This window comes from Streptomyces sp. NPDC088197 (genome assembly GCF_044741185.1).
Taxonomy (GTDB): Bacteria; Actinomycetota; Actinomycetes; order Streptomycetales; family Streptomycetaceae; genus Actinacidiphila.
Map to the genome: position 1 here is coordinate 175,561 of NZ_JBIUSD010000004.1, position 19,723 is coordinate 195,283.

The window sequence follows — 19,723 nt, forward strand, 5'->3', positions numbered from 1 at the left end:
GGAGCCCCGGCCGGGACGGGGGGACCAGGCCGGGGCAGTAAAGGGTGAAGAACGTGTGCGAACGTCTTCACATTATTAGTTTAACACTCAATGAGCGAAGTCAAAGCCACTCGGCGCGGACGTGGACCGCGCCGGGTCCTCGGGGGCCGAGGCGACCGCGGGGGCGGACACGGGAGCGTGCAGCGGGGCGGCCGGGGCGCGGGAGCCGCCGAGCAGATCGCAGAATTTCCTGGCGTCCGCGGGCAGGTCACGGCGCCAGGCCATGGCCACGACCGGGGCGAGCAGGACGAGGGCCGCGCGCAGCGAGCTGGTGACCGACAGCCGCACCAGCGTGCCGTCGGCGTGCGGGGCGAGCTCGAAGCCGTACACGGGCACCTGGGTGCCCAGCGGGCACCACATACGCTGGCCGCGGAAGACTATCCGGCGGCCCGGTTCGAAGGCGGCGCAGACCAGCCGGTGCGGTCTGCGCCGTCCGGGGTAGCGGTAGCGGTACTCCGCGTCCACGCCCGGCGGGACGGGCGCCGAGTCGACGAAGGCCACCCCCGAGCTCCACAGGGCGAGATTGCGGGCGTCGGCGAGGAAGTCGAAGACCTCCGTGGTCGGCCTCGACACGAACACGTTCGTGGACACGCTCGGCATCACAAACCTCCCCGGTAGCGGCGTGGGCGGCGAGCCGTCGCGGGTACGCCGACCGCACCCGTGGGGTGCGCGGCTCCGGCGCGGTACCGCCGCCTGTTTCACTCCTCTCGCACAGCGTGCCCCGCAAAGGTGCACATGTCGTGGCAATGCGCCCATTGGAGTGAGAACGCTGCGTGCCGGGGGATGAAACCGCAGGCCGGAGGCCGATAGCCTGGCGCGCGTGGAAGAGCAGAAGCTGCCGGCGCACTTCGAGCGCGGCACGGACGGACCGAAGGTCATCCTCGCCGGACTGGACGGCTCCGACACGTCGTGGCGGGCCGCCGCGTACGCGGCGGGGCTCGCGCGGCGGCAGCACGCGCTGCTCGCCCTGGTCTACGTGCAGCCGTACATGCCGACCGGCGCCGCCCTCGGGGTCCCGGTGTCGGAGGTCGACACCGGGATCGCCGAGCAGCTCATGGCGGAGATCCGCGACTCCGTCGAGCGGTTGCAGGGGACGTTCACGGTGCGATGGGAGTTCCACACCTTCCGCGGCGACCCCTACAACGGCCTGACCACGGCCGCGGAACAGCTCACCGCGGACGCGGTCGTGGTGGGCGCCTCGGAGCGCGCCGGGCACCGGTTCGTCGGCTCGGTCGCCGTCCGGCTCGTGAAAGCCGGACGGTGGCCGGTCACGGTCGTGCCGTAGCCGCGGTCGCGCCCGCGGTCGATACCGGCGCGGCGGGGGCGTACTTGTAGCCGACCCGGCGCACCGTCACGATGCTGGCGCGGTGCTCCGCGCCGAGCTTGCGGCGCAGCCGGGCGACGTGGACGTCGACCGTGCGGCCGTCGCCGACATGCCCGTATCCCCAGACCGTGGTCACGAGCTGGTCGCGCGAGTGCACCCGGTGCGGGTGCGCGACGAGGTGCGCGAGCAGTTCGAACTCCAGGTAGGTCAGGTCGAGTTGGCGACCGTCGACCGCGGCGGTGCGGCGCTCGTCGTCGATGCTGATCGGCACCTGGGAAAGCGGGTCGGAGGTCTCCGTCCGGCCGGTGCGGAACTCGGGGGCCGGGGCGGGGACGGCGGTCGGGACCTGCTCGGCCGGGACGAGCACCAGGTAACCGACCATCGGGGCGCCGCCGGGGATGGTGGGCAGCACATGTCCCGGCGCGGGCAGCCAGGTGGCGCCGGGCGGCAGGAAGTCCGGTGCGGGCGGCACCTCGTCGGGGCGTACGGCGCGCAGTCGCTGCCGGTTGACGGCCGGAGCGCCGCCGGAGGAGGGCGCTCCGCCCGGGCGGGCGGGCAGCGTGGAAAGGGAGTGGACGTTCGGCAGGTTCGACATGATTCGGCTCTTTCGCGCGATGGGGTCGTCAGGACGCCGTATTGCGCGGGGACCGGTGGCTGCGGGCAGCGGCTCGGAGGCCGGTGCGGCGGGGTCAGCTCAGGACGCGGGTCCGCGCGGGGGTCGCGCGGCAACACCAGCGGTCGAAGTGGTGCTCCTGCCGGGACGGCCAGAAGGGTTCGAGGTCGTCGCGACCTGTCCCGGAGTCAGTAGTGCTGGCCATGTGTCCTATTGAACCAGACGACGTGCGCGTGCGGTGACCGCCCGGACACACTGGTGCCGCTTTGCCCGCATTCCGGCCACTGACCTGGGCGCGCGCTCCGGGTCGGCGCGCGGGCCGACCCGGAGCGCGGACGGCTCGGGGCGCGGGTCTACCCTGGGCAGCCGGACCATAAGGAGTACCCCCATGCATACCCACATGGATCTCGGCGCGTTCCACGACGTCACGACGTTCGCGATGTCGAATTCGCCCGGCCCCGGTCCGGTGATGCGCAGCATCATCGTCGTCTCGGTGGTCGGTGTGGTGTTCCTCGCCTGGTTCCTGCTGCGCGGTTACCGCAACGACGGGGACTAGTCACGCGGGGCCGCGCCGGGCGGCGGCGGTCATCTCGCGCGCAGGCCGTACGCGACCTCGTAGGCGTACAGCCAGGTCAGCGGCCCGACGGCGCCGTCCGCCGGGCCGAGCGCGGCGACGTAGTGCCGCTGGAGGGCCTTGACCTTGGTCAGGTCGAGCGCGGTCATGGTGCGGGACGGGCCGACCTTGTACGGCGGGCCCCAGTTGCCGCGTTGCAGCCAGGTCTGGAGCAGCAGGGTGTGGTCGCTGACCGCGCCGAGGACGAAGTACTCACGGCCGGGGAACGCGGGCGCCGGGTGCGTGGTGGCGGTCGGGCGCACTCGGTAGGAGGCGACCGCCGTGCCGCCGCGCGGGTCGGCGGGGTCCGCGGTCGGCGGGCAGATCCCGTCGGGGAAGTGCGGCGCGAAGTAGCCGGTGACGCGCTGGGCGTGACGCAGTTCACGGTGCGACCACACGCCGTTGCCCTGGCCCCGGTCGGTGGCCCCGGCCTTCACGCTGTTGCCGCCCTTGGTGTGGACGTAGCGCTCGTCGAAGCCGGTGACGATCTCGGTGTGCCCGCCGCCGTCCAGATTCACCCAGGCGCCGATGCTCGGGTACGCGGACCAGGCGCCCTTGCGTCGGGCCCATGTGCTGAACGCGGTCACGTTGTCGGTCTTCGGGACGGCCTGGTCGAGACCGACGTCGTGGTACATGTCCCAGTCGAAGATCACGCACCAGGAGACGCGGTTCTCTCCGTACTCCTTGCCGAATTCGGTGTCGTTGTCCCAGCCGTCGGCGCCGCTCCAGTGCTCGTAGACGCGTTCCGGGACCGCCATGACGTGTTCGATGAGTCGTTTCCACTGCGGGTCGGCCATCGGCCCTCCCCGGGGCTTGCGCCGGAAATCGGCGCGTATCGGATGATGTACACCCTGCCCAACGAGGGGGTGGCCGCCGGGACATGCGTCAGGGGCGGACACCCCCGGCGTCCGCCCCTGAGCCCTGTGCCGTCGCGCCGCCTCAGCGCAGGGGCATCCCGGACAGCGTGCGGGCGATGACCAGACGCTGGATCTCGCTGGTGCCCTCGAAGATCGTGTAGATCGCGCTGTCGCGGTGCATGCGCTCCACCGGGTACTCGCGGGTGTAGCCGTTGCCGCCGAGGATCTGGATGGCCTGGGCGGTGACCTTCTTGGCGGTCTCGCTGGCGAAGAGCTTGGACATCGAGCCCTCGGCGGAGGTGAAGGGCTTGCCCGCCGTCGCCATCCAGGAGGCGCGCCAGACCAGGAGGCGGGCGGCGTCGATCTGGGTGCGCATGTCGGCGAGCTGGAAGGCGACGCCTTGGTTGTCGATGATCGGGCGGCCGAACTGCTCGCGGCCGGTGGCGTATTCGAGGGCGTATTCGTACGCGGCGCGCGCCGTGCCCACGGCCATGGCGCCGACCGCCGGGCGGGAGGCCTCGAAGGTGGCCATCGCCGCGTTCTTCACCCGCTCGCCGCCATGGGCCGACTTGGCCCGCTCGCGGGCCCGTGCCAGCCGCTCGTCGAGCTTGTCCTTGCCGCCGAGCAGGCAGTCGCCGGGAATCCGTACGTCCTCCAGGACGACCTCGGCGGTGTGCGAGGCGCGGATGCCGTGCTTCTTGAACTTCTGCCCCTGGGACAGGCCGGGGGTGCCGGGGGGCACGATGAAGGAGGCGTGGCCCTTGGTGCCCAGCTCCGGGTCGACCACGGCGACGACGACGTGGACGTTGGCTATACCGCCGTTGGTGGCCCAGGTCTTGGTGCCGTTGAGCACCCACTCGCCGGTGGCCTCGTCGTAGACGGCGCGGGTGCGCATCGCGGAGACGTCGGAGCCCGCGTCGGGCTCGGAGGAGCAGAAGGCGGCGAGCTTGACGTCGTCGGCGTCGCCGTACATCTGCGGGACCCAGGTGCCGATCTGCTCCTCGGTGCCGTTGGCGAGGACGCCGACGGCGGCGAGTCCGGTGCCGACGATGGACAGGGCGATGCCCGCGTCACCCCAGAACAGCTCTTCCATGGTGAGCGGGATGCCCAGGCCCGTGGGGTCGAAGAACTGCTGGGCGTAGAAGTCCAGCGAGTACAGTCCGATCTTGGCGGCCTCCTGGATGATGGGCCACGGGGTCTCCTCGCGCTCGTCCCATTCGGCGGCGGCCGGGCGCATCACGTCGGCGGCGAAGCCGTGGATCCAGTCGCGCACGGACTGCTGGTCGTCATTGAGTTCGAGCGTGAAGTCGCCCATCTTCCCCTCCACGTGCCAGTTACTAGCGGTAACAGCAGTCTGTTACCGACCGGTAGGCCATGTCAACTCATTCCGCCGCGCGCGGGGGGCGGCTGGCGGGGTGTTACGTTGCGCTGACCACCAGCAATCGAACAATTGGGGAGGCGCGGGTGGACACCGGCCAGCGGCAGGACCAGCGGACGGCCACGGAGCGGCGCCGGGCGGAGCTGCTCGAAGCGGCCGACCGCGTCGTCCTGCGGGACGGGCCCGAGGCGTCCATGAACGCCATCGCCGCCGAGGCGGGCATCACCAAGCCGATCCTCTACCGGCACTTCGGCGACAAGAGCGGCCTGTACCGGGCGCTGGCCAAGCGGCACACCGACGCGCTGCTGGCCACCCTGCGGGCCGCGCTGGACTCCCCCGGCGACCGCAGGGACCGCGTCGAGGCCACCTTGCACGCGTATCTGTCCGCCATCGAGGCCCACCCGCAGGTCTACCGCTTCCTGATGCACCCGGCCGAGGCGCCCGCCGACGGCGACAAGGGACTGGACGCCGGACGGCACTCCGTACCGCTGCTGCGCCGCATGGGCGAGGACCTGGCCGAGGTGATCGCCGAACGCCTCGACCTCGGCCCCGACTCGGAGCAGCTCGCCCGCGCCTGGGGACACGGCATCGTCGGCATGATGTACGCGGCGGGCGACTGGTGGCTCGGCGAGCGGCCGTTCTCCCGCGACCTGCTGGTCAGGCACCTGGCCGACCTGCTGTGGGGCCGCCTCGCGGCGGCCGGCGACCGTGCGGGCAGCCCGGGGCTGTGACGCGGTCGGCGGATCAGGAACCGCGAGCGGGCCGCACCCGTCCCCACAGACAGCGCCGGTGGCGCGGATGCCCCCGGTGCGCGTGGAGTTCGGCGCACGGTCCGACCGGGGCGGCGCGGTGCGGTCCGGGGGCCCGGAGTCGATAGGCTGAGCCGGGACCGAACCTTGTCGGCCGCCCAAGTGGCGCTCGGAGGCGTACAACCAGCCGCCACGGGGCAGCGGGGCCGGTCGCAGTCGAGGAGGAAGAGAGACGATGGCAGGCAACTCGGAGCCGCTGTCGCCGCGGGCGAAACTGGCCGTGACGGCGGGCAAGGTGGCGGCGGGCGTGTCGCGTGCGGCAGGCCGTGGCAGCGGCTCGGTGATCGGCGGCAAGGTGGCGCTGAGATTCGACCCCGACCTGCTGGCCAGGCTCGCCCGGCACCTCGACGTGATCCTGGTGTCGGCGACCAACGGCAAGACCACCACCACCCGGCTGCTGGCCGAGGCGCTGCGCGCGGGCGGCCCCGTCGTCTCCAACGCGCTCGGCGCGAACATGCCCGCGGGGATCACCTCCGCGCTGGCGGGCGGCTCCGAGGCGCGCTTCGGCGTGATCGAGGTCGACGAGAAGTACCTCGCGGGCGTCGCCCGCGACGTCGCCCCCAAGGCCATCGCGCTGCTCAACCTCTCCCGCGACCAGCTCGACCGCGCGGCCGAGACCCGCATGCTGGCCGAGAAGTGGCGCGAGGGCCTGGCAGGCGTCGAGGCGATCATCATCGCCAACGCCGACGACCCGCTGATCACCTGGGCCGCCTCCTCCAGCCCGACCGTGGTGTGGGTCGCGGCGGGCCAGGAGTGGAAGGACGACGCCTGGTCGTGCCCGTCCTGCGGCGGCGTCCTGCAACGCCCGTCGGAGGACTGGTTCTGCGCCGAGTGCGGCTTCCGCCGCCCCACCCCGACCTGGGCGCTGTCCGGCGACCACGTGATCGACCCGCACGGCTCCGCCTGGCCGATCCACCTCCAGCTCCCGGGCCGCGCCAACAAGTCGAACGCGGCGGTCTCGGCCGCCGCCGCCGCGGCCTTCGGCATCGACCCCAAGGTCGCGCTGGAGCGGATGTACGCGGTGCAGGCGGTCGCGGGCCGGTACGACGTGGTGAGCTTCCAGCAGCGCGAGCTGCGGCTGCTGCTGGCGAAGAACCCGGCCGGCTGGCTGGAGACCTTCTCGCTGATCGACGGCCCGCCCACCCCGGTGATCCTGTCGGTCAACGCGCGCGGCGCCGACGGCACCGACACCTCCTGGCTGTGGGACGTGGACTACACCCGGCTGGCCGGACACCCGATCATGGTGATCGGCGACCGCAAGCTGGACCTCGCGGTCCGCCTGGAGGTCGCCGGGCTCCATTTCCGGGTCTGCGCCAACCTCGACGAGGCGGTGCGCTCCGCGCCGCCCGGCCGGATCGAGGCCATCGCCAACTACACCGCCTTCCAGGACCTGCGCCGCCGGGTCGGCAACTGACCGCGACCACGTCGCGTCACATCGCGTCACGTTGCTGACGACGGACAAGGAGAAGCACGCATGAGTGAGTCCAGCCTCCGCCTGGTGTGGGTCTACCCCGACCTGCTGAGCACCTACGGCGACCAGGGCAACGCGCTGGTCGTGGAGCGCCGCGCCCAGCAGCGCCGGGTGCCGGTCACCCGGGTCGACGTCCGCTCCGACCAGCCGGTGCCGACGTCCGGTGACATCTATCTGATCGGCGGCGGCGAGGACCGCCCGCAGCGGCTGGCCGCGGAGCGGCTGCGCCGCGACGGCGGCCTGAACCGGGCGGTCGCCAACGGCGCGATCGTCTTCTCGGTCTGCGCGGGCTACCAGATCCTCGGCCACGAGTTCGTCAACGACCTGGGCCGCCCCGAGCCGGGCCTCGGCCTGCTCGACGTGGTGAGCGTGCGCGGCGAGGGCGAGCGGTGCGTCGGCGACGTCCTGGCCGACATCGACCCCCACCTCAATCTGCCGCCGCTGACCGGCTTCGAGAACCACCAGGGCGTCACCCATGTCGGCCCGCAGGCCAGGCCGCTGGCCCGGCTGCGGATGGGCAAGGGCAACGGCACGGGGGACGGCACCGAGGGCGCCTTCAACGACACGGTCTTCGGCACGTACATGCACGGTCCGGTGATGGCCCGCAATCCGCAGATCGCCGACCTGCTGATCAAGCTCGCGCTGGACGTCAACGCGCTGCCGCCGGTCGACGACCAGTGGTTCGAGGCGCTGCGCGCCGAGCGGATCGCGGCGGCCGTACAGCCCGCGTGACACCGTTCCGGCCCGCCTGACCCGTACCGCGCCCGTGTCCTCGCAGGAGGGCGCGGGCGTCGTGCGTCGGCGGGGGTCCGGGGTGGGTCCGTCACGCTGCGCAGGCGTTCCCCGGAGTTTGAGTAATCGTCAGGTGTCCGCAGTTCGGTCGCCGTGGAGGCGTGACAGCCGCTCTCGGTAAGCTGGCTGCGATCCATCCGGACGACGGGGTCCGGCCGTCCGGTCGAGTTGCGGGAGTAACGAGAGCAATGCGTATTGGTGTGCTGACCAGCGGCGGCGACTGCCCCGGGCTGAACGCCGTCATCCGGTCCGTGGTGCACCGCGCCGTGGTGGACCACAGTGACGAGGTCATCGGCTTCCACGACGGGTGGAAGGGCCTGCTCGAGTGCGACTACCGCAAGCTGGACCTCGATGCCGTGAGCGGCATCCTCGCGCGCGGCGGCACGATCCTCGGCTCCTCGCGGGTCCAGCCCGCCCACCTGCGCGGCGGGGTCGAACAGGCCAGGGGCCACGTGGCCGACCTGGGCCTGGACGCGATCATCCCGATCGGCGGTGAGGGCACCCTCAAGGCGGCCCGGCTGCTGTCGGACGCGGGCCTGCCCATCGTCGGTGTGCCCAAGACCATCGACAACGACATCGCGTCCACGGACGTGACCTTCGGCTTCGACACCGCCGTGATGGTGGCCACCGAGGCCCTGGACCGGCTCAAGACCACCGCCGAGTCGCACCAGCGGGTGCTGATCGTGGAGGTCATGGGGCGGCACACCGGGTGGATCGCGCTGCACTCCGGGATGGCGGCGGGCGCGCACGCGATCCTGGTGCCGGAGCGGCCGTTCGACGTGTCGGAGCTGGCGCGGGTCGTCGGCCAGCGCTTCGAGGCGGGCAAGAAGTTCGCGATCGTGGTGGTCTCCGAGGGCGCCAAGCCGCGCGAGGGCACCATGGACTTCACGTCGGGCGCGACCGACATCTACGGCCACGAGCGGTTCAGCGGCGTCGCCAACCAGCTCTCGGTCGAGCTGGAGGAGCGGCTGGGCAAGGAGGCCAGGCCGGTCATCCTCGGGCACGTCCAGCGCGGCGGCACGCCCACCGCGTACGACCGCGTTCTCGCCACCCGCTTCGGCTGGCACGCCGTGGAGGCCGTCCACAAGGGCCGGTTCGGCATGATGACGGCGCTGCGCGGCACCGACATCACGCTGGTCCCGCTCGGGGAGGCCGTCGAGCACCTGAAGACGGTGCCCGCCGAGCGGTACGTCGAGGCCGAGTGCGTGCTGTGAGTGGCGTGTCCTGACGCTTCATGACGTGCTCCGACCACGTGCGTCGGCGCTCCCCGCCCCCGGCCGAATCGGCGTCCGGGGGCGGTTCTACTCTGGAGCGGGCACAAGGGTCGAATCGGAGCACGGGCCGGACCGGCAGCACGCGGCCCGGCGCGACAGGAGAGTGACGGATGGACCACGGCGGACACGGCATGCACATGGACTTGCCGCCGTTCACCCTCGGCCGGGGGCTGTCGTTCAGCGGCGGCGATCCGTTCTTCCTCATCGGCTGCCTGGTGGCGCTGGTCCTCTACGGCTGGGGTGTGCTGCGGCTGCGGCGGCGCGGCGACTCGTGGTCGCCCGGCCGTACCGTGGCGTTCGTCACAGGGGTGCTGACGGTCGCTCTGGTGATGTGCACCAAGCTCAACGACTACGGCATGGTCATGTTCAGCGTGCACATGGTGCAGCACATGGTGCTGAGCATGCTCTCGCCGATCCTGATCCTGCTGGGCGCCCCGGTGACGCTGACGCTGCGGGCGCTGCCCGCCGCCGAGCGCGGGCGCACCGGACCGCGCGAGCTGCTGGTGAAGCTGCTGCACAGCCGGTATCTGCGGATCATCACGCACCCGGCCTTCACGCTCCCGCTGTTCATCGCGAGCCTGTACGGGCTGTACTTCTCGCCGATCTTCGACACGCTGATGCACACCAGGACCGGGCACATCGCGATGATGGTGCACTTCCTGCTGGTGGGCCTGCTGTTCTTCTGGCCGATCATGGGCGTCGACCCGGGGCCGCACCGGCCCGGTTATGTGATGCGGATGCTGGAGCTGTTCGCGGGGATGCCCTTCCACGCGTTCTTCGGCATCGCGGTCATGATGGCCAGCGAGCCGATGCTGACCACCTTCGAGCACCCGCCCGCCTCGCTGGGCATCGACGCGCTCGGCGACCAGACGGCGGCGGGCGGCATCGCCTGGGCGTTCAGCGAGATCCCGTCGGTCGTCGTGCTGGTGGCGCTGCTCTTCCAGTGGTACACCTCCGAGCAGCGGCAGGCACGGCGCGGCGACCGGGCCGCGGACCGCGACGGTGACGCGGAACTCGTCGCGTACAACGCGTATTTGGCATCGTTGGAGGCGCGCGGTCGCGGCTGACGGAGGGGGGCCCGGGATGGGCGAACAGGTACGGATCTCGGGGGCGGCGCTGGAGCTGCCCGGCGGGGTGACGGTCCGCTTCATGCGGACGCTGCGGCTGCCCGAGAAGGGCACGCACCCGCTGCCGCCCGGCTTGGGCTCCTTCCCGCTGCGCCGCGTGGGCGACTTCGCCGGGCGGACTCCGGAGCGGTGGCGCGCGCACGGCGGGGTGCTGCTGCCGGTGTACCAGCGCGAGGCGATGTGGCTCAGCTTCTCCTCGGCCGCGCCCGCCGCCCTCCAGGTCGGTGTCGGGAAGGTGTGCGCGGTGTCGGGCCGGCCGTGGAGCGACCGGCTGTCGCGCGATCCGCAGAATTACGTGGTGCTGCCCCGGCAGCCGTGGCTGGACGGCATCAACTCGGGCCCCGGCACGATCCGGCAGTTCGTGGCCGTGCCCCTGGGGCTCGGGGCGACCGTGGAGGGGCAGGTCTCCGGCGAGGAGGTCTGGGGCGGGGTGCAGCTCCAGGTGTTCGAGCTGCGCGAGGAGCCGCTGGCGCGCTGGCGCGCCGAGCAGAGCCGCAGGACGGTGACGACGAACGGGCCGTGGGGTGTGTCGGCGCAGGCGGGCGGGGGGTACGGCGGACCCGCGCTCCCGTCGATGGCCCCTGGCGCGGGTCACGTGCCGCCGCCCGCACCGATGGCGGCCAGGTCGGCGCCCGCGATGGGGCTCGGCGCGGGCGGCCGGATGCGCCAGGAGGTGTACCGCGACGAGCGGCCCGCGCAGGACTGGCGGAAGAAGCCGTCCGGCCGGGTCTTCGTCCATCTGGCGACGGCCCCGCAGTGGCGGGAGATCACCGGAGAACCGGCGCCCGCGTCCCCGGTGGACCGGGCGGCGTACAACGCGGCGGGGCTGCCGTGGTTCGACTACTACGACGCGGACGGCGAGGATCTGGCCGCCACCGAGCCGTTGACCGGGGTCAGGCCGGTCGGTGACTGGCTGGGCGACGACGAGCAGCCGTGGGCGCCGCCGAAGCCGGAGCAGGTCGAGCACCTGGGCGACGATCCGGGCCGGGTGACCGACGGGGAGTGGTGAACGGCCTGGCGCGCGGCGGGCCGAGAGGCGTGGTGGCGCGCGGGGTGCCCGTGGGGTCACCATGAAGGAAGGGCCGCGATACGGCTTCCGCCTCGTCGGCGGGTGCGCGCACGCGCCTGCGGAAGGGAGGCGTGCGATGCCGGGTTCCGTGAAAGCGATGGCGTTGACCACGGTGGCGTTTCTGGTCGCGGTGGTCGCCTACACCGTGGCACTGGGGTCGAACGGCTGGCTGTGGTTCGGCTGGGTGGTACTGGGGCTGTGCACGGCGGGGGCGGCGGCGATCCGGGAGCCGCACTGAGTGTGCGGGCGCGCCGAACGAGCGGGCCGGCTGAGCGATCCCCGGGCCGGGCGGGCGGCCGACCGGCCTGATACGGATCTGGGCGGGCGGCCGGATACGGGCGGGCGGCCGGATCTGGGCGAGTGGCCTACTCCCCCGCCGCCGGGACCGCGTGCCGGGCGAGGCCGGAGACCAGCAGGTCGAGGCCGAATTCGAAGCGTTCGTCGCCGACGTCCCGCATCAGCTCGTCGACCATGCCGGTGATGACGGGGAACTGCCCGCTGGGCAGGCTCTTGTAGTAGTCGCGGACCTGGGCGAGGAAGTCGTCCTTGCCCGCCGTCGTGACGCCGGTGCGGAAGGCGAGGGCGGCCTCCTCGGCCGCGGCGGCGGTGACGTACAGCGCGAGCGCGTCGACCCCGTAGGCGCAGACCTGCACGGGCAGTCGCCCCGCGGCGAGGATGGCGAGCACGCCCTCGGCCGTGCGCATCGCGTTCTCGCCGGTGGGGACGCCGATCTCGATCGAGAGCCGGGCCAGGTCGCCGTGCGCGGCCAGCGCCGCGCGGGCCTGCCGCATCACGTCCTTCACCTGCTCCTGCCACCGCTCGGGGTCGGGGACCGGGCAGTGGATCTCGGCCCTGACCCGGTCGAGGACCAGGGCGATCAGCTCGTCCCGCCCGGCGACGTGCGCGTAGAGGGAGGCCGCTCCCGTGCCCAGCTCCTGGGCGACCCGGCGCATGCTCATCGCGTCGATGCCCTCGGTGTCGACGATCCGCAGGGCCGCCGCGATGATCCCGTCCTGGCTGAGGACGCGGCGCGGCGCGCGCTTGCGGGTCGGCCCCCAGGGCGGGGCGGGGATCTCGGTCACGGCGGTGGAACCTCCAGGGACAGCTGCTGCGAACATCGTACTTGACGCGAACAGTGTTCGTAAGTAGAACAGTGTTCGTTCACAGCACGCCGTCCCGCCACCGCCCGGAGGAATCACCGTGACCGCATCGACCCTCACCGAGGACCCGGATCGCGCGTCGGAGCCGGACGCGGCCCCGGCCGGCGGTGCGCGGCTGCGCTGGCTCGCCCTCGCCGTGGTCCTGGCCGTGGAGGTGATGGACCTGCTGGACGCCACGATCGTCGGCGTGGCCTCGCCCTCGATCCAGGCGGACTTCGGCGGCAGCTCCACCCGTATCCAGTGGATCGCCGCCGCGTACACCCTCGCCTTCGCCGTCCTGATGATCACCGGAGCGCGGCTCGGTGACATCGTCGGCCGCCGCCGGATGTTCCTGATCGGGGTGGCGGGCTTCGCGGTCTGCTCGCTGCTGTGCGCCTGCTCGGGCTCCGCGGACATGCTGATCGGCATGCGGGCGGCGCAGGGCGCGTTCGCCGCGATGATGGTGCCGCAGGGCCTCGGCCTGATCAGGGAGGTCTTTCCGCCGGCCGAAATGGGTGCCGCCTTCGGCGTGTTCGGGCCGGTGATGGGTCTGGCGGCGGTCGCCGGTCCGGTGCTCGGGGGTTTCCTGACCGACGCCGATCTGTTCGGCACCGGCTGGCGGGCGATCTTCCTGATCAATGTGCCGATCGCGCTCGTCGCCTTCGCCGCCGCCCTGCGCGTACTGCCGGAGAGCCGCGCCCCACGGCCGCCCCGGCTCGACGTGCCGGGTGTCGGCATCCTCAGCGTCGCCGTTCTGCTGCTGGTCTATCCGCTGGTGCAGGGCCGCGACCTGGGCTGGCCGCTGTGGAGTCACCTCTGCATGGCGGCGTCCGTACCGGTCCTCGTCCTCTTCGCGCGCTACCAGAAGTCGGTACGGGCCCGCGGCGGCTCGCCGCTGATCGAGCCGGGGCTGTTCCGGCACCGCGGCTACACCGGCTCCCTCGCCGTCGGCCTGGTCTTCTTCGCCGCGCTGACCGGCCTGATGCTGGTGGTCACCCTCTACCTCCAGTACGGGCTCGGCTTCAGCGCCCTGCACGCGGGCGCGACGATGATCCCCTGGGCGTTCGGCTCCGCCGTCGGCGCGACGCTGTCCGGCATGTGGCTCGGCCCGCGCTACGGCCGCCGTGCCGTACAGGGCGGACTGCTGCTCACCGCGCTGTCCGTGGGCGCGGTGGCGCTGACCGTGCGCCTGGCGGGCGACTCCGTGACGAGCTGGCAGCTCGTACCGTCCCTGCTGGTCAGCGGCGCGGGACTCGGTGTGGTGATGGCGCCGTTCTTCGACATCGCGCTGGCGGGTGTGTCCGACCAGGAGACCGGCTCCGCCTCCGGGGTGCTCAACGCGGTGCAGCAGCTCGGCGGTTCGATCGGCGTCGCCGTCCTGGGCACGGCCTTCTTCGCCCGGACCGGACACGGCATGGGCGCGGCGGCCGTGGCCACCTTGCTGATGGCGGCGGGCGGGCTCGCCGCCGCCTTCTTGGTGGCCTTCCTGATGCCGCGCGCGGCCCAACACGCCGGGCAGGGCGAGGAGTCGGGGCCGGCCGGACACTGACCGGAGAACCGTGCGTACGCCCCGGGCCGGTCAAAGGCGCGGGTCGTGGGCGTGCTCCGGGCTCGCGCGGCGGGGGCGCGGGCACTACTCTGCCGGGGCACCGAGGATCGGGGCACCGCTCTCCGGGCGCACCGGGACGGGTCAGGGGAGGCAGCCACCGTGTTCTACCGACTGCTCAAGTACGTGGTCCTCGGGCCGCTGTTGCGGCTGATGTTCCGGCCCCGGATCGAGGGGATGGAGAACATCCCCGAGAGCGGCCGGGCGATCATCGCGGGCAATCACCTGTCGTTCACCGACCATTTCGTGATGCCCGCGATCCTGCCGCGCCGCATCACCTTCCTGGCCAAGGCCGAGTACTTCACCGGTCCCGGTCTGAAGGGGCGGCTGACGGCGGCGTTCTTCCGCAGCGTCGGACAGATCCCGGTCGACCGGTCGGGCGGCAAGGCGTCGCAGGCGGCCGTCACCGCGGCGATCGAGGTCCTGGAGCGCGACGAGCTGCTGGGCATCTACCCGGAGGGCACCCGCTCGCACGACGGGCGGCTGTACCGCGGCAGGACCGGCGTCGCGCTGATGGCGCTGCGCGCCCAGGCCCCCGTGATCCCCTGCGCGGTGCTCGGCACCTTCGAACTCCAGCCGCCGGGACGGAAGTTCCCGCGGATCGGCCGGGTCACCATCCGCTTCGGCGAGCCGCTGGACTTCAGCCGCTTCTTCGGCATGGAGGAAGAGCGGTACGTGGTGCGGTCGGTGACCGACGAGATCATGTACGCGATCATGGCGATGTCCGGGCAGGAGTACGTGGACCGGTACGCGGGCGAGGTGAAGGCCGAGCAGGCGGCGCTCGCGCAGGGCGGCACCGGGGGGCGGCTGCGCCGCAAGTCGTCCTGATCCGGGGCCTGTTCCCGCCCCGCCGGGATCGCGCCGCGCCCCGCCGGGACCCCGCCACGCGCTGCCGGGGCTCCGCCTCGCGCTGCCGGGGTTGCGCCGAGGGCGAATCCGCGCAGGGCGAACCCCTCTGGTCCGCGCGGTGCCCGCCCGCATAGCGTCCTCACCATGACGGGAACCGCGTTCGTGATCGGCGCTTCTGGACAGATCGGGCGGCAGGCCGTACGCGCCCTGGCCGCGGACGGCTGGCAGGTGACGGCCGCCTCGCGCGGCGGCGGATCGGACGAGGGGTGGCCGCCGGGCGTGCGTACGGTCCGGGTCGACCGCTCGGACAGCGCCGCGCTGGCCGCGGCGCTCGGCGACGGCTGCGACGTCCTGCTGGACTGTGTGGCCTACGACGGCGCCGACGCACGGCAGTTGCTGTCGCTGTCCGACCGGATCGGTTCCGCGGTGGTGATCTCCAGCGCGGCGGTGTACGAGGACGAGGCGGGACGCAATTTCGACACGCAGGCCGAGCCGGACGGCTCCCCGCGCTTCCCGGTGCCGCTCCCGGAGACCTGCGCGACGGTCGCGCCGGGCCCCGCGACGTACGGCACCCGCAAGGTCGAGTTGGAGCGGACGCTGCTGGAGGCGGGCGAGCGGCTGCCGTCGACGCTGCTGCGCGCCGGGGCGATCCACGGCCCGCACAGTCCGCTGCCGCGTGAGATGTACTTCGTCAAGCGCGCGCTGGACGGCCGTCCGGTGCGGGTGCTGGCGTACGGGGGCAGGAGCCGGTTCCATCCGGTGCACGCGTCGAACATCGCCGAGCTGGTCCGGCTGGCGGCGGCGAAGCCGGGCTCCCGTGCGCTCAACGCGGGTGATCCGCGGGTGCCGACCGTCGCGGAGATCTCCGCCGCGGTGGACCGGGCGCTCGGTGTGACCAGCGAGACCGTGCTGGTGGACGGGCCGCCGCCGGAGCCGACCGTGGGCGACACTCCGTGGGGCATGCCGTACCCGATGGTGCTGGACATGTCGGCGGCCGAGCGCGAACTGGGCTACCGCGCGGTCACCTCGTACGAGGAGTCGCTGCCGGGGACGGTGGCCTGGCTGGCGGCGGAGCTGGACAAGGCGGACTGGCGCGAGGTGTTCCCGCTGCCGGCGCGGCTGTCGGAGCACGGCGACTGGTTCGACTACGCGGCCGAGGACCGCTGGCTGGCCGGGCGCGGGGCGTGACGCCCGGTCGGCGCCGCGGCGTCAGCGGCCGTCCCGCCAGGGCCACTTGAAGCGGCGCATCACCCGGACGTGGCCGAAGACGGAGCGTCCGGTGATCCGCACGACCGGTCCGTCCACGCCGCTCTTGTCGCTGCGGCGGCCGTGCTGGGAGCGCTTGCCGAACAGCGCCGTGCCGACGTCGTAGACCTGCGCGTGGTCGGGGACGATGACCTCGACCTTGCCGAAGAAGGAGTCGGCCTGGATGACCACCTCGCGGCGGGTGAACACCGCCTGCCGCAGGTCGATCACGACGGCGCCGAAGCTGGCCCGTACGACGGTGTGCGGCGGCACCGGCCACTGGCCCGAGCGGCGGACCTTGCTGAACAGCGCCCGCACCGCCTCGTTGTCGGCGGGCGAGGCGAGCGGGGCGCCGGGCGCGGGGGCGGGCAGGTCGGCGGTGAGCGGCGCCAAGTCGCCGCGGGTCCTGGCGGCGTAGGCCGCCTCCATCCGCTCGGCGTGCTCCTCGGCGGTCAGCCGGCCCGCGGCGAATGCCTCCGCCAGCAGCGCCGCCGTACGGTCGCGCTCGTCGTCGGACGCCCGCATCCTCGGCTCGCCGGAACGCGCCTTCGGGGACAGCTCGGACACGGCACTACCTCCCAGGGAAACGGAACGCGACTCACGATATATCGCGTCTACCGCCGCCCGCAAGAAGCCGGCCGGAAGGCCGGACGAAGCCGTACGAAGTCCGGGATCAGCCCGTACGGATCGGCCGACGGCCGCCGCGACCGCCCGAATTCACTCGCGCCGGAGCCCGTACACGCCCTACCGTCCTGGGCATGAGTGCTCGTCTGCGGAACATCGCCACGGAGAATCAGCGGATCGCGGCGGAGGGCGGGTACGACTCCCCGGCCGGACGGTACGTCCCGCTCGGCGAGGCCGTCGCGGCGGCGGCCGACGGGACCCGGATGTACGGCCCCGCGCCGGTCGCGGTCCCCGGCGAGGGAGCGTGGGGCGACGGGCCCGTGCGCTGCGAGGTGACGCCGGAGAGCAGCATGGAGGCGGCGGCCAGGCTGGTCGCGGCAGACGCCGCGGGCGGCGCGGTGGCCGTGCTCAACTTCGCCTCCGCACGCAACCCCGGCGGCGGTTACGTCAAGGGAGCGCAGGCGCAGGAGGAGGCGCTGTGCCGTTCCTCCGCGCTCTACACCTGTCTGCTGCGCGCACCCGAGTTCTACGCCCACCACCGGGCGGACACCGATGTCTTCTACAGCGACCGCGTCATCCACTCCCCCGCCGTGCCGGTCTTCCGCGACGACAGCGGCACGCTGCTCGACGTGCCGTACACCGTCGGCTTCCTCACCTCGCCCGCGCCGAACGCCGGGGTCATCGCGCGCACGACGCCCGAGCGCGTGCCCCTCGTCGGAGCGGCCCTCGACGCGCGCGCCGAGCGGGTCCTGGAGGTGGCCGCCGTACACGGCTACCGGCGCCTGGTGCTGGGCGCCTGGGGCGGCGGGGTCTTCATGAACGACCCGGCGCGGGTCGCCGCCGCCTTCGCCCGGCTGCTGACCGGCGACGGCCGCTTCGTGGGCGCCTTCGACCAGGCCGTCTTCGCGGTCCTGGACCGGCGCGCGGACTCCCCCACCCGTGCGGCCTTCGCCGCCGCCTTCACCGACACCGCCGCGAAGCGGCCGTAGCCGTACCGCGGTCGTCGTCGCCCCGCGGCGGCGCGGCCGTCACGCCGGACGCGCGGTGGGCGGCCCACCGCACCGTGAAGGTGGGTGGACCGCCCGTACGCGGTCTCGCCGGTTCCGCGCCCTAGGGCGCGGCGGGGACGGGTGCGGCGTGGGGTCCGCACACCACGTCGTGGGCGTCGACCGTGCCCGTCAACAGATAGCTCTCGACACGGGAGTTGATGCACGGGTTCACCAGGTTGGTGACGCCGTGCGAGCCCGCGTCCTTCTCGGTGATCAAGCGGGAGCCCGCCAGGCGGCGGTGGAGTTCGAGCGCCCCGGTGTAGGGGGTCGCCGCGTCCCTGGTGCTCTGCACGATCAGCACGGCGGGCAGCCCATGGTGCGAGCGGACGTCCACCGGGCGCTGCTGCTTGACGCCCCAGGTGGCGCACGGCAGGTTCAGCCAGGCGTTCTCCCACGTCAGGAAGGGGTACTTGGCGTGCAGCGCGGTGTTGTCCCGGTCCCATGTGCGCCAATTCGTGGGCCACTTGGCGTCGGTGCACTCCACCGCGGTGTACACGGCGTTGCTGTTCTCGGCCGAGATGTTGCCCGCGGTGTCGGACAGGTCGGGCGCCGCCGCGTCGAGCAGCGCCTGGGTGTCACCCGCCTCGTAGCGGCTCCAGACGCCCGCGACCGTGGCCCACGTCGAGTCGTAGTAGGGCGCGTTCTGGAAGAAGCCGAGGAGTTCGTTCGGCCCGACGACGCCGCCGATCGGGTGGCTCTTGGCGGCGGCGCGCAGCGCGAGCCACTTCTGCTCGACCTTCGCGGGCGTGTCGCCGAGGTGGTAGACGGAGTCGTACGTCGCGACCCACGCCTCCCAGTCGTCCCAGCGGCCCTGGAAGGCCACGTCCTGGTCCAGGTTGTTCCGGTACCAGATCTGGTCCTGCGCCGGGTTGACGACGCTGTCCACGATCAACCGGCGCACGTGTGTCGGGAAGAGCGTCGCGTAGACCGCGCCGAGGTACGTGCCGTAGGAGACGCCCAGGTAGTTGAGCTTCTTCTCGTGCAGCGCGGCGCGGATGACGTCCAGGTCGCGGGCGGTGTTCTGCGTGGTCATCTGGGAGAGCGTCCGCGCGCCGGTGCGCTCCAGGCAGCCGTCGGCGTACTCGGCGGCGAGCTTGCGCTGTGCGAGCTTGTCGGCCTCGCTGTCCGGCACCGGGTCGGCCTTGGGGGCTTTCACGTACTCCTGCGGGTCCTCACAGGAGATCGGGGCGGAGTGGCCGACGCCGCGCGGGTCGAAGCCCACGAAGTCGTACGCCTTCGCCGTCTTGACCCACAGTGCGGAGGAGGTGGTGACCCGGACCGGGAAGCGCAGTCCCGAGCCGCCGGGACCGCCCGGGTTGTAGATCAGCGCGCCCTGCCGTTCGGCCGGGGTACCGGTGTTGCCCGCCCGGTCCACGGCCAGCTTGACGGTCGCGCCGAACGGCTTGCCGTAGTCGACGGGCACGGTCACATAGCCGCAGGTGATCGGCGACGGAATGTTCCAACTCGCCGGGCAGGCAGCCCAGTCGATGCCCTTGCGGGCGGCGTTCGCGGCGGCGATCACCACGCCGACGGACTCGGGTACGGTGACGGACCGCGCCGATCTCGACGGCTGGTCGTGCGACTGTGCGGTGGCCGCCGGGGCGGCTGCGATGGCGCCCGCGATCAGGGCGCCGGTGGAGACGAGCACGATCGTGCGTCTCAAGGCGGAAACTCCCCTCCTGGTCCGTGGCTTGTGGCCACGGTGGTCACAGTTGCTGCGGAGCGAATCCTTTCCCCTGTGAGTCGCCTGTGAACAGGCCAGGCGGGTGATTCTTCATCAAAGTGTGATTCTGCGGACGAGTTGGGCGTGAGGTGGCTGCCGCCGCACGGGTGACGGCCGTTTCC

At 72.6% G+C, this 19,723-nt stretch carries 21 protein-coding genes; 13 read left to right on the plus strand and 8 right to left on the minus strand.

Going from position 1 to position 19,723, the window contains the following annotated elements; genetic code table 11:
• Positions 1-87: 87 nt before the first annotated feature.
• Positions 88-630, minus strand: coding sequence for an SRPBCC family protein (locus ACIOC1_RS12850; protein WP_355341113.1), 543 nt, complete (start codon positions 628-630; stop codon positions 88-90).
• Between the two features lie 229 nt (positions 631-859).
• On the opposite strand from ACIOC1_RS12850, the gene ACIOC1_RS12855 reads away from it, so the two are divergent.
• On the plus strand, positions 860-1,324 hold the full coding sequence (locus ACIOC1_RS12855; RefSeq protein ID WP_355341116.1) for a universal stress protein: 465 nt from the start codon (positions 860-862) through the stop codon (positions 1,322-1,324).
• Here the strand turns inward: ACIOC1_RS12855 and ACIOC1_RS12860 are convergent.
• The gene (locus ACIOC1_RS12860) at positions 1,308-1,958 is read right to left on the minus strand and encodes a winged helix-turn-helix domain-containing protein (protein WP_401853848.1); all 651 of its coding nucleotides are present in this window, start codon (positions 1,956-1,958) and stop codon (positions 1,308-1,310) included. The genes ACIOC1_RS12855 and ACIOC1_RS12860 overlap by 17 nt on opposite strands.
• 94 nt (positions 1,959-2,052) lie before the next feature.
• Complete coding sequence (locus tag ACIOC1_RS12865) at positions 2,053-2,181, minus strand: hypothetical protein (RefSeq protein ID WP_262928374.1); 129 nt, start codon at positions 2,179-2,181, stop codon at positions 2,053-2,055.
• 183 nt (positions 2,182-2,364) lie between these two features.
• On the opposite strand from ACIOC1_RS12865, the gene ACIOC1_RS12870 reads away from it, so the two are divergent.
• Positions 2,365-2,532 carry a hypothetical protein gene (locus ACIOC1_RS12870; RefSeq protein ID WP_355341375.1) on the plus strand — a complete coding sequence of 56 codons (168 nt, stop codon included), beginning with the start codon at positions 2,365-2,367 and terminating at the stop codon, positions 2,530-2,532.
• Between the two features lie 29 nt (positions 2,533-2,561).
• Here the strand turns inward: ACIOC1_RS12870 and ACIOC1_RS12875 are convergent, their stop codons facing one another.
• Both ACIOC1_RS12875 and ACIOC1_RS12880 read right to left on the minus strand, forming a co-directional pair.
• Complete coding sequence (locus tag ACIOC1_RS12875; RefSeq protein WP_401853851.1) at positions 2,562-3,386, minus strand: hypothetical protein; 825 nt, start codon at positions 3,384-3,386, stop codon at positions 2,562-2,564.
• A gap of 142 nt (positions 3,387-3,528) precedes the next feature.
• Positions 3,529-4,761, minus strand: a complete 1,233-nt coding sequence (locus ACIOC1_RS12880) for an acyl-CoA dehydrogenase family protein (RefSeq protein WP_355341126.1) — start codon at positions 4,759-4,761, stop codon at positions 3,529-3,531.
• A 149-nt stretch (positions 4,762-4,910) separates the two neighbouring features.
• Between ACIOC1_RS12880 and ACIOC1_RS12885 the strand changes: the two genes are divergently transcribed.
• The 7 genes from ACIOC1_RS12885 (at position 4,911) to ACIOC1_RS12915 (ending at position 11,604) form a co-directional block, all read left to right on the plus strand.
• Positions 4,911-5,555 carry a TetR family transcriptional regulator gene (locus ACIOC1_RS12885; protein WP_188282467.1) on the plus strand — a complete coding sequence of 215 codons (645 nt, stop codon included), beginning with the start codon at positions 4,911-4,913 and terminating at the stop codon, positions 5,553-5,555.
• Positions 5,556-5,808: 253 nt separating this feature from the next.
• Positions 5,809-7,047, plus strand: coding sequence for a MurT ligase domain-containing protein (locus ACIOC1_RS12890; RefSeq protein ID WP_401853854.1), 1,239 nt, complete (start codon positions 5,809-5,811; stop codon positions 7,045-7,047).
• Between the two features lie 60 nt (positions 7,048-7,107).
• Entirely contained in the window at positions 7,108-7,836 is a 729-nt protein-coding gene (locus ACIOC1_RS12895; protein WP_188282469.1) for a type 1 glutamine amidotransferase, read from the plus strand.
• A 248-nt stretch (positions 7,837-8,084) separates the two neighbouring features.
• Positions 8,085-9,110 carry a 6-phosphofructokinase gene (locus ACIOC1_RS12900; RefSeq protein WP_188282470.1) on the plus strand — a complete coding sequence of 342 codons (1,026 nt, stop codon included), beginning with the start codon at positions 8,085-8,087 and terminating at the stop codon, positions 9,108-9,110.
• Between the two features lie 170 nt (positions 9,111-9,280).
• Positions 9,281-10,237 carry a cytochrome c oxidase assembly protein gene (locus tag ACIOC1_RS12905; protein ID WP_391045115.1) on the plus strand — a complete coding sequence of 319 codons (957 nt, stop codon included), beginning with the start codon at positions 9,281-9,283 and terminating at the stop codon, positions 10,235-10,237.
• Between the two features lie 16 nt (positions 10,238-10,253).
• Complete coding sequence (locus ACIOC1_RS12910) at positions 10,254-11,306, plus strand: hypothetical protein (RefSeq protein WP_401853858.1); 1,053 nt, start codon at positions 10,254-10,256, stop codon at positions 11,304-11,306.
• Positions 11,307-11,442: 136 nt separating this feature from the next.
• Positions 11,443-11,604, plus strand: a complete 162-nt coding sequence (locus tag ACIOC1_RS12915) for a hypothetical protein (protein ID WP_355341139.1) — start codon at positions 11,443-11,445, stop codon at positions 11,602-11,604.
• Between the two features lie 127 nt (positions 11,605-11,731).
• On the opposite strand, the gene ACIOC1_RS12920 is transcribed toward ACIOC1_RS12915, so the two are convergent.
• Positions 11,732-12,448, minus strand: a complete 717-nt coding sequence (locus ACIOC1_RS12920) for a TetR/AcrR family transcriptional regulator C-terminal domain-containing protein (protein ID WP_391045120.1) — start codon at positions 12,446-12,448, stop codon at positions 11,732-11,734.
• A 118-nt stretch (positions 12,449-12,566) separates the two neighbouring features.
• Here ACIOC1_RS12920 and ACIOC1_RS12925 point away from each other — a divergent pair, with 118 nt between their 5' ends.
• From ACIOC1_RS12925 to ACIOC1_RS12935, 3 genes are all read left to right on the plus strand, one after another.
• A complete protein-coding gene (locus tag ACIOC1_RS12925; RefSeq protein WP_401853862.1) occupies positions 12,567-14,054 on the plus strand; it encodes an MFS transporter in 1,488 nt (495 codons plus the stop codon).
• A gap of 159 nt (positions 14,055-14,213) precedes the next feature.
• A complete protein-coding gene (locus tag ACIOC1_RS12930) occupies positions 14,214-14,939 on the plus strand; it encodes a lysophospholipid acyltransferase family protein (protein WP_355341148.1) in 726 nt (241 codons plus the stop codon).
• 165 nt (positions 14,940-15,104) lie between these two features.
• On the plus strand, positions 15,105-16,148 hold the full coding sequence (locus ACIOC1_RS12935) for an NAD-dependent epimerase/dehydratase family protein (RefSeq protein ID WP_401853864.1): 1,044 nt from the start codon (positions 15,105-15,107) through the stop codon (positions 16,146-16,148).
• Between the two features lie 21 nt (positions 16,149-16,169).
• Here ACIOC1_RS12935 and ACIOC1_RS12940 read toward each other — a convergent pair whose 3' ends face one another.
• Positions 16,170-16,772: a DUF1707 domain-containing protein gene (locus tag ACIOC1_RS12940; RefSeq protein WP_355341153.1), complete on the minus strand. Its 603-nt coding sequence runs from the start codon at positions 16,770-16,772 to the stop codon at positions 16,170-16,172.
• 191 nt (positions 16,773-16,963) lie between these two features.
• Between ACIOC1_RS12940 and ACIOC1_RS12945 the strand changes: the two genes are divergently transcribed.
• Complete coding sequence (locus ACIOC1_RS12945; protein ID WP_401853867.1) at positions 16,964-17,818, plus strand: TIGR02452 family protein; 855 nt, start codon at positions 16,964-16,966, stop codon at positions 17,816-17,818.
• A 121-nt stretch (positions 17,819-17,939) separates the two neighbouring features.
• Here ACIOC1_RS12945 and ACIOC1_RS12950 read toward each other — a convergent pair whose 3' ends face one another.
• Positions 17,940-19,541: an alpha/beta hydrolase gene (locus ACIOC1_RS12950; protein WP_401311165.1), complete on the minus strand. Its 1,602-nt coding sequence runs from the start codon at positions 19,539-19,541 to the stop codon at positions 17,940-17,942.
• Positions 19,542-19,723: the final 182 nt, after the last annotated feature.

Coding starts and splice junctions, on each gene's coding strand:
- ACIOC1_RS12905 (WP_391045115.1), top strand. CDS start 9,281: ATGGACCACGGCGGACACGGCATGCACATGGACTTGCCGCCGTTCACC.
- ACIOC1_RS12860 (WP_401853848.1), bottom strand. CDS start 1,958: ATGTCGAACCTGCCGAACGTCCACTCCCTTTCCACGCTGCCCGCCCGC.
- ACIOC1_RS12915 (WP_355341139.1), top strand. CDS start 11,443: ATGCCGGGTTCCGTGAAAGCGATGGCGTTGACCACGGTGGCGTTTCTG.
- ACIOC1_RS12910 (WP_401853858.1), top strand. CDS start 10,254: ATGGGCGAACAGGTACGGATCTCGGGGGCGGCGCTGGAGCTGCCCGGC.
- ACIOC1_RS12945 (WP_401853867.1), top strand. CDS start 16,964: ATGAGTGCTCGTCTGCGGAACATCGCCACGGAGAATCAGCGGATCGCG.
- ACIOC1_RS12935 (WP_401853864.1), top strand. CDS start 15,105: ATGACGGGAACCGCGTTCGTGATCGGCGCTTCTGGACAGATCGGGCGG.
- ACIOC1_RS12870 (WP_355341375.1), top strand. CDS start 2,365: ATGCATACCCACATGGATCTCGGCGCGTTCCACGACGTCACGACGTTC.
- ACIOC1_RS12880 (WP_355341126.1), bottom strand. CDS start 4,761: ATGGGCGACTTCACGCTCGAACTCAATGACGACCAGCAGTCCGTGCGC.
- ACIOC1_RS12875 (WP_401853851.1), bottom strand. CDS start 3,386: ATGGCCGACCCGCAGTGGAAACGACTCATCGAACACGTCATGGCGGTC.
- ACIOC1_RS12895 (WP_188282469.1), top strand. CDS start 7,108: ATGAGTGAGTCCAGCCTCCGCCTGGTGTGGGTCTACCCCGACCTGCTG.
- ACIOC1_RS12865 (WP_262928374.1), bottom strand. CDS start 2,181: ATGGCCAGCACTACTGACTCCGGGACAGGTCGCGACGACCTCGAACCC.
- ACIOC1_RS12890 (WP_401853854.1), top strand. CDS start 5,809: ATGGCAGGCAACTCGGAGCCGCTGTCGCCGCGGGCGAAACTGGCCGTG.
- ACIOC1_RS12900 (WP_188282470.1), top strand. CDS start 8,085: ATGCGTATTGGTGTGCTGACCAGCGGCGGCGACTGCCCCGGGCTGAAC.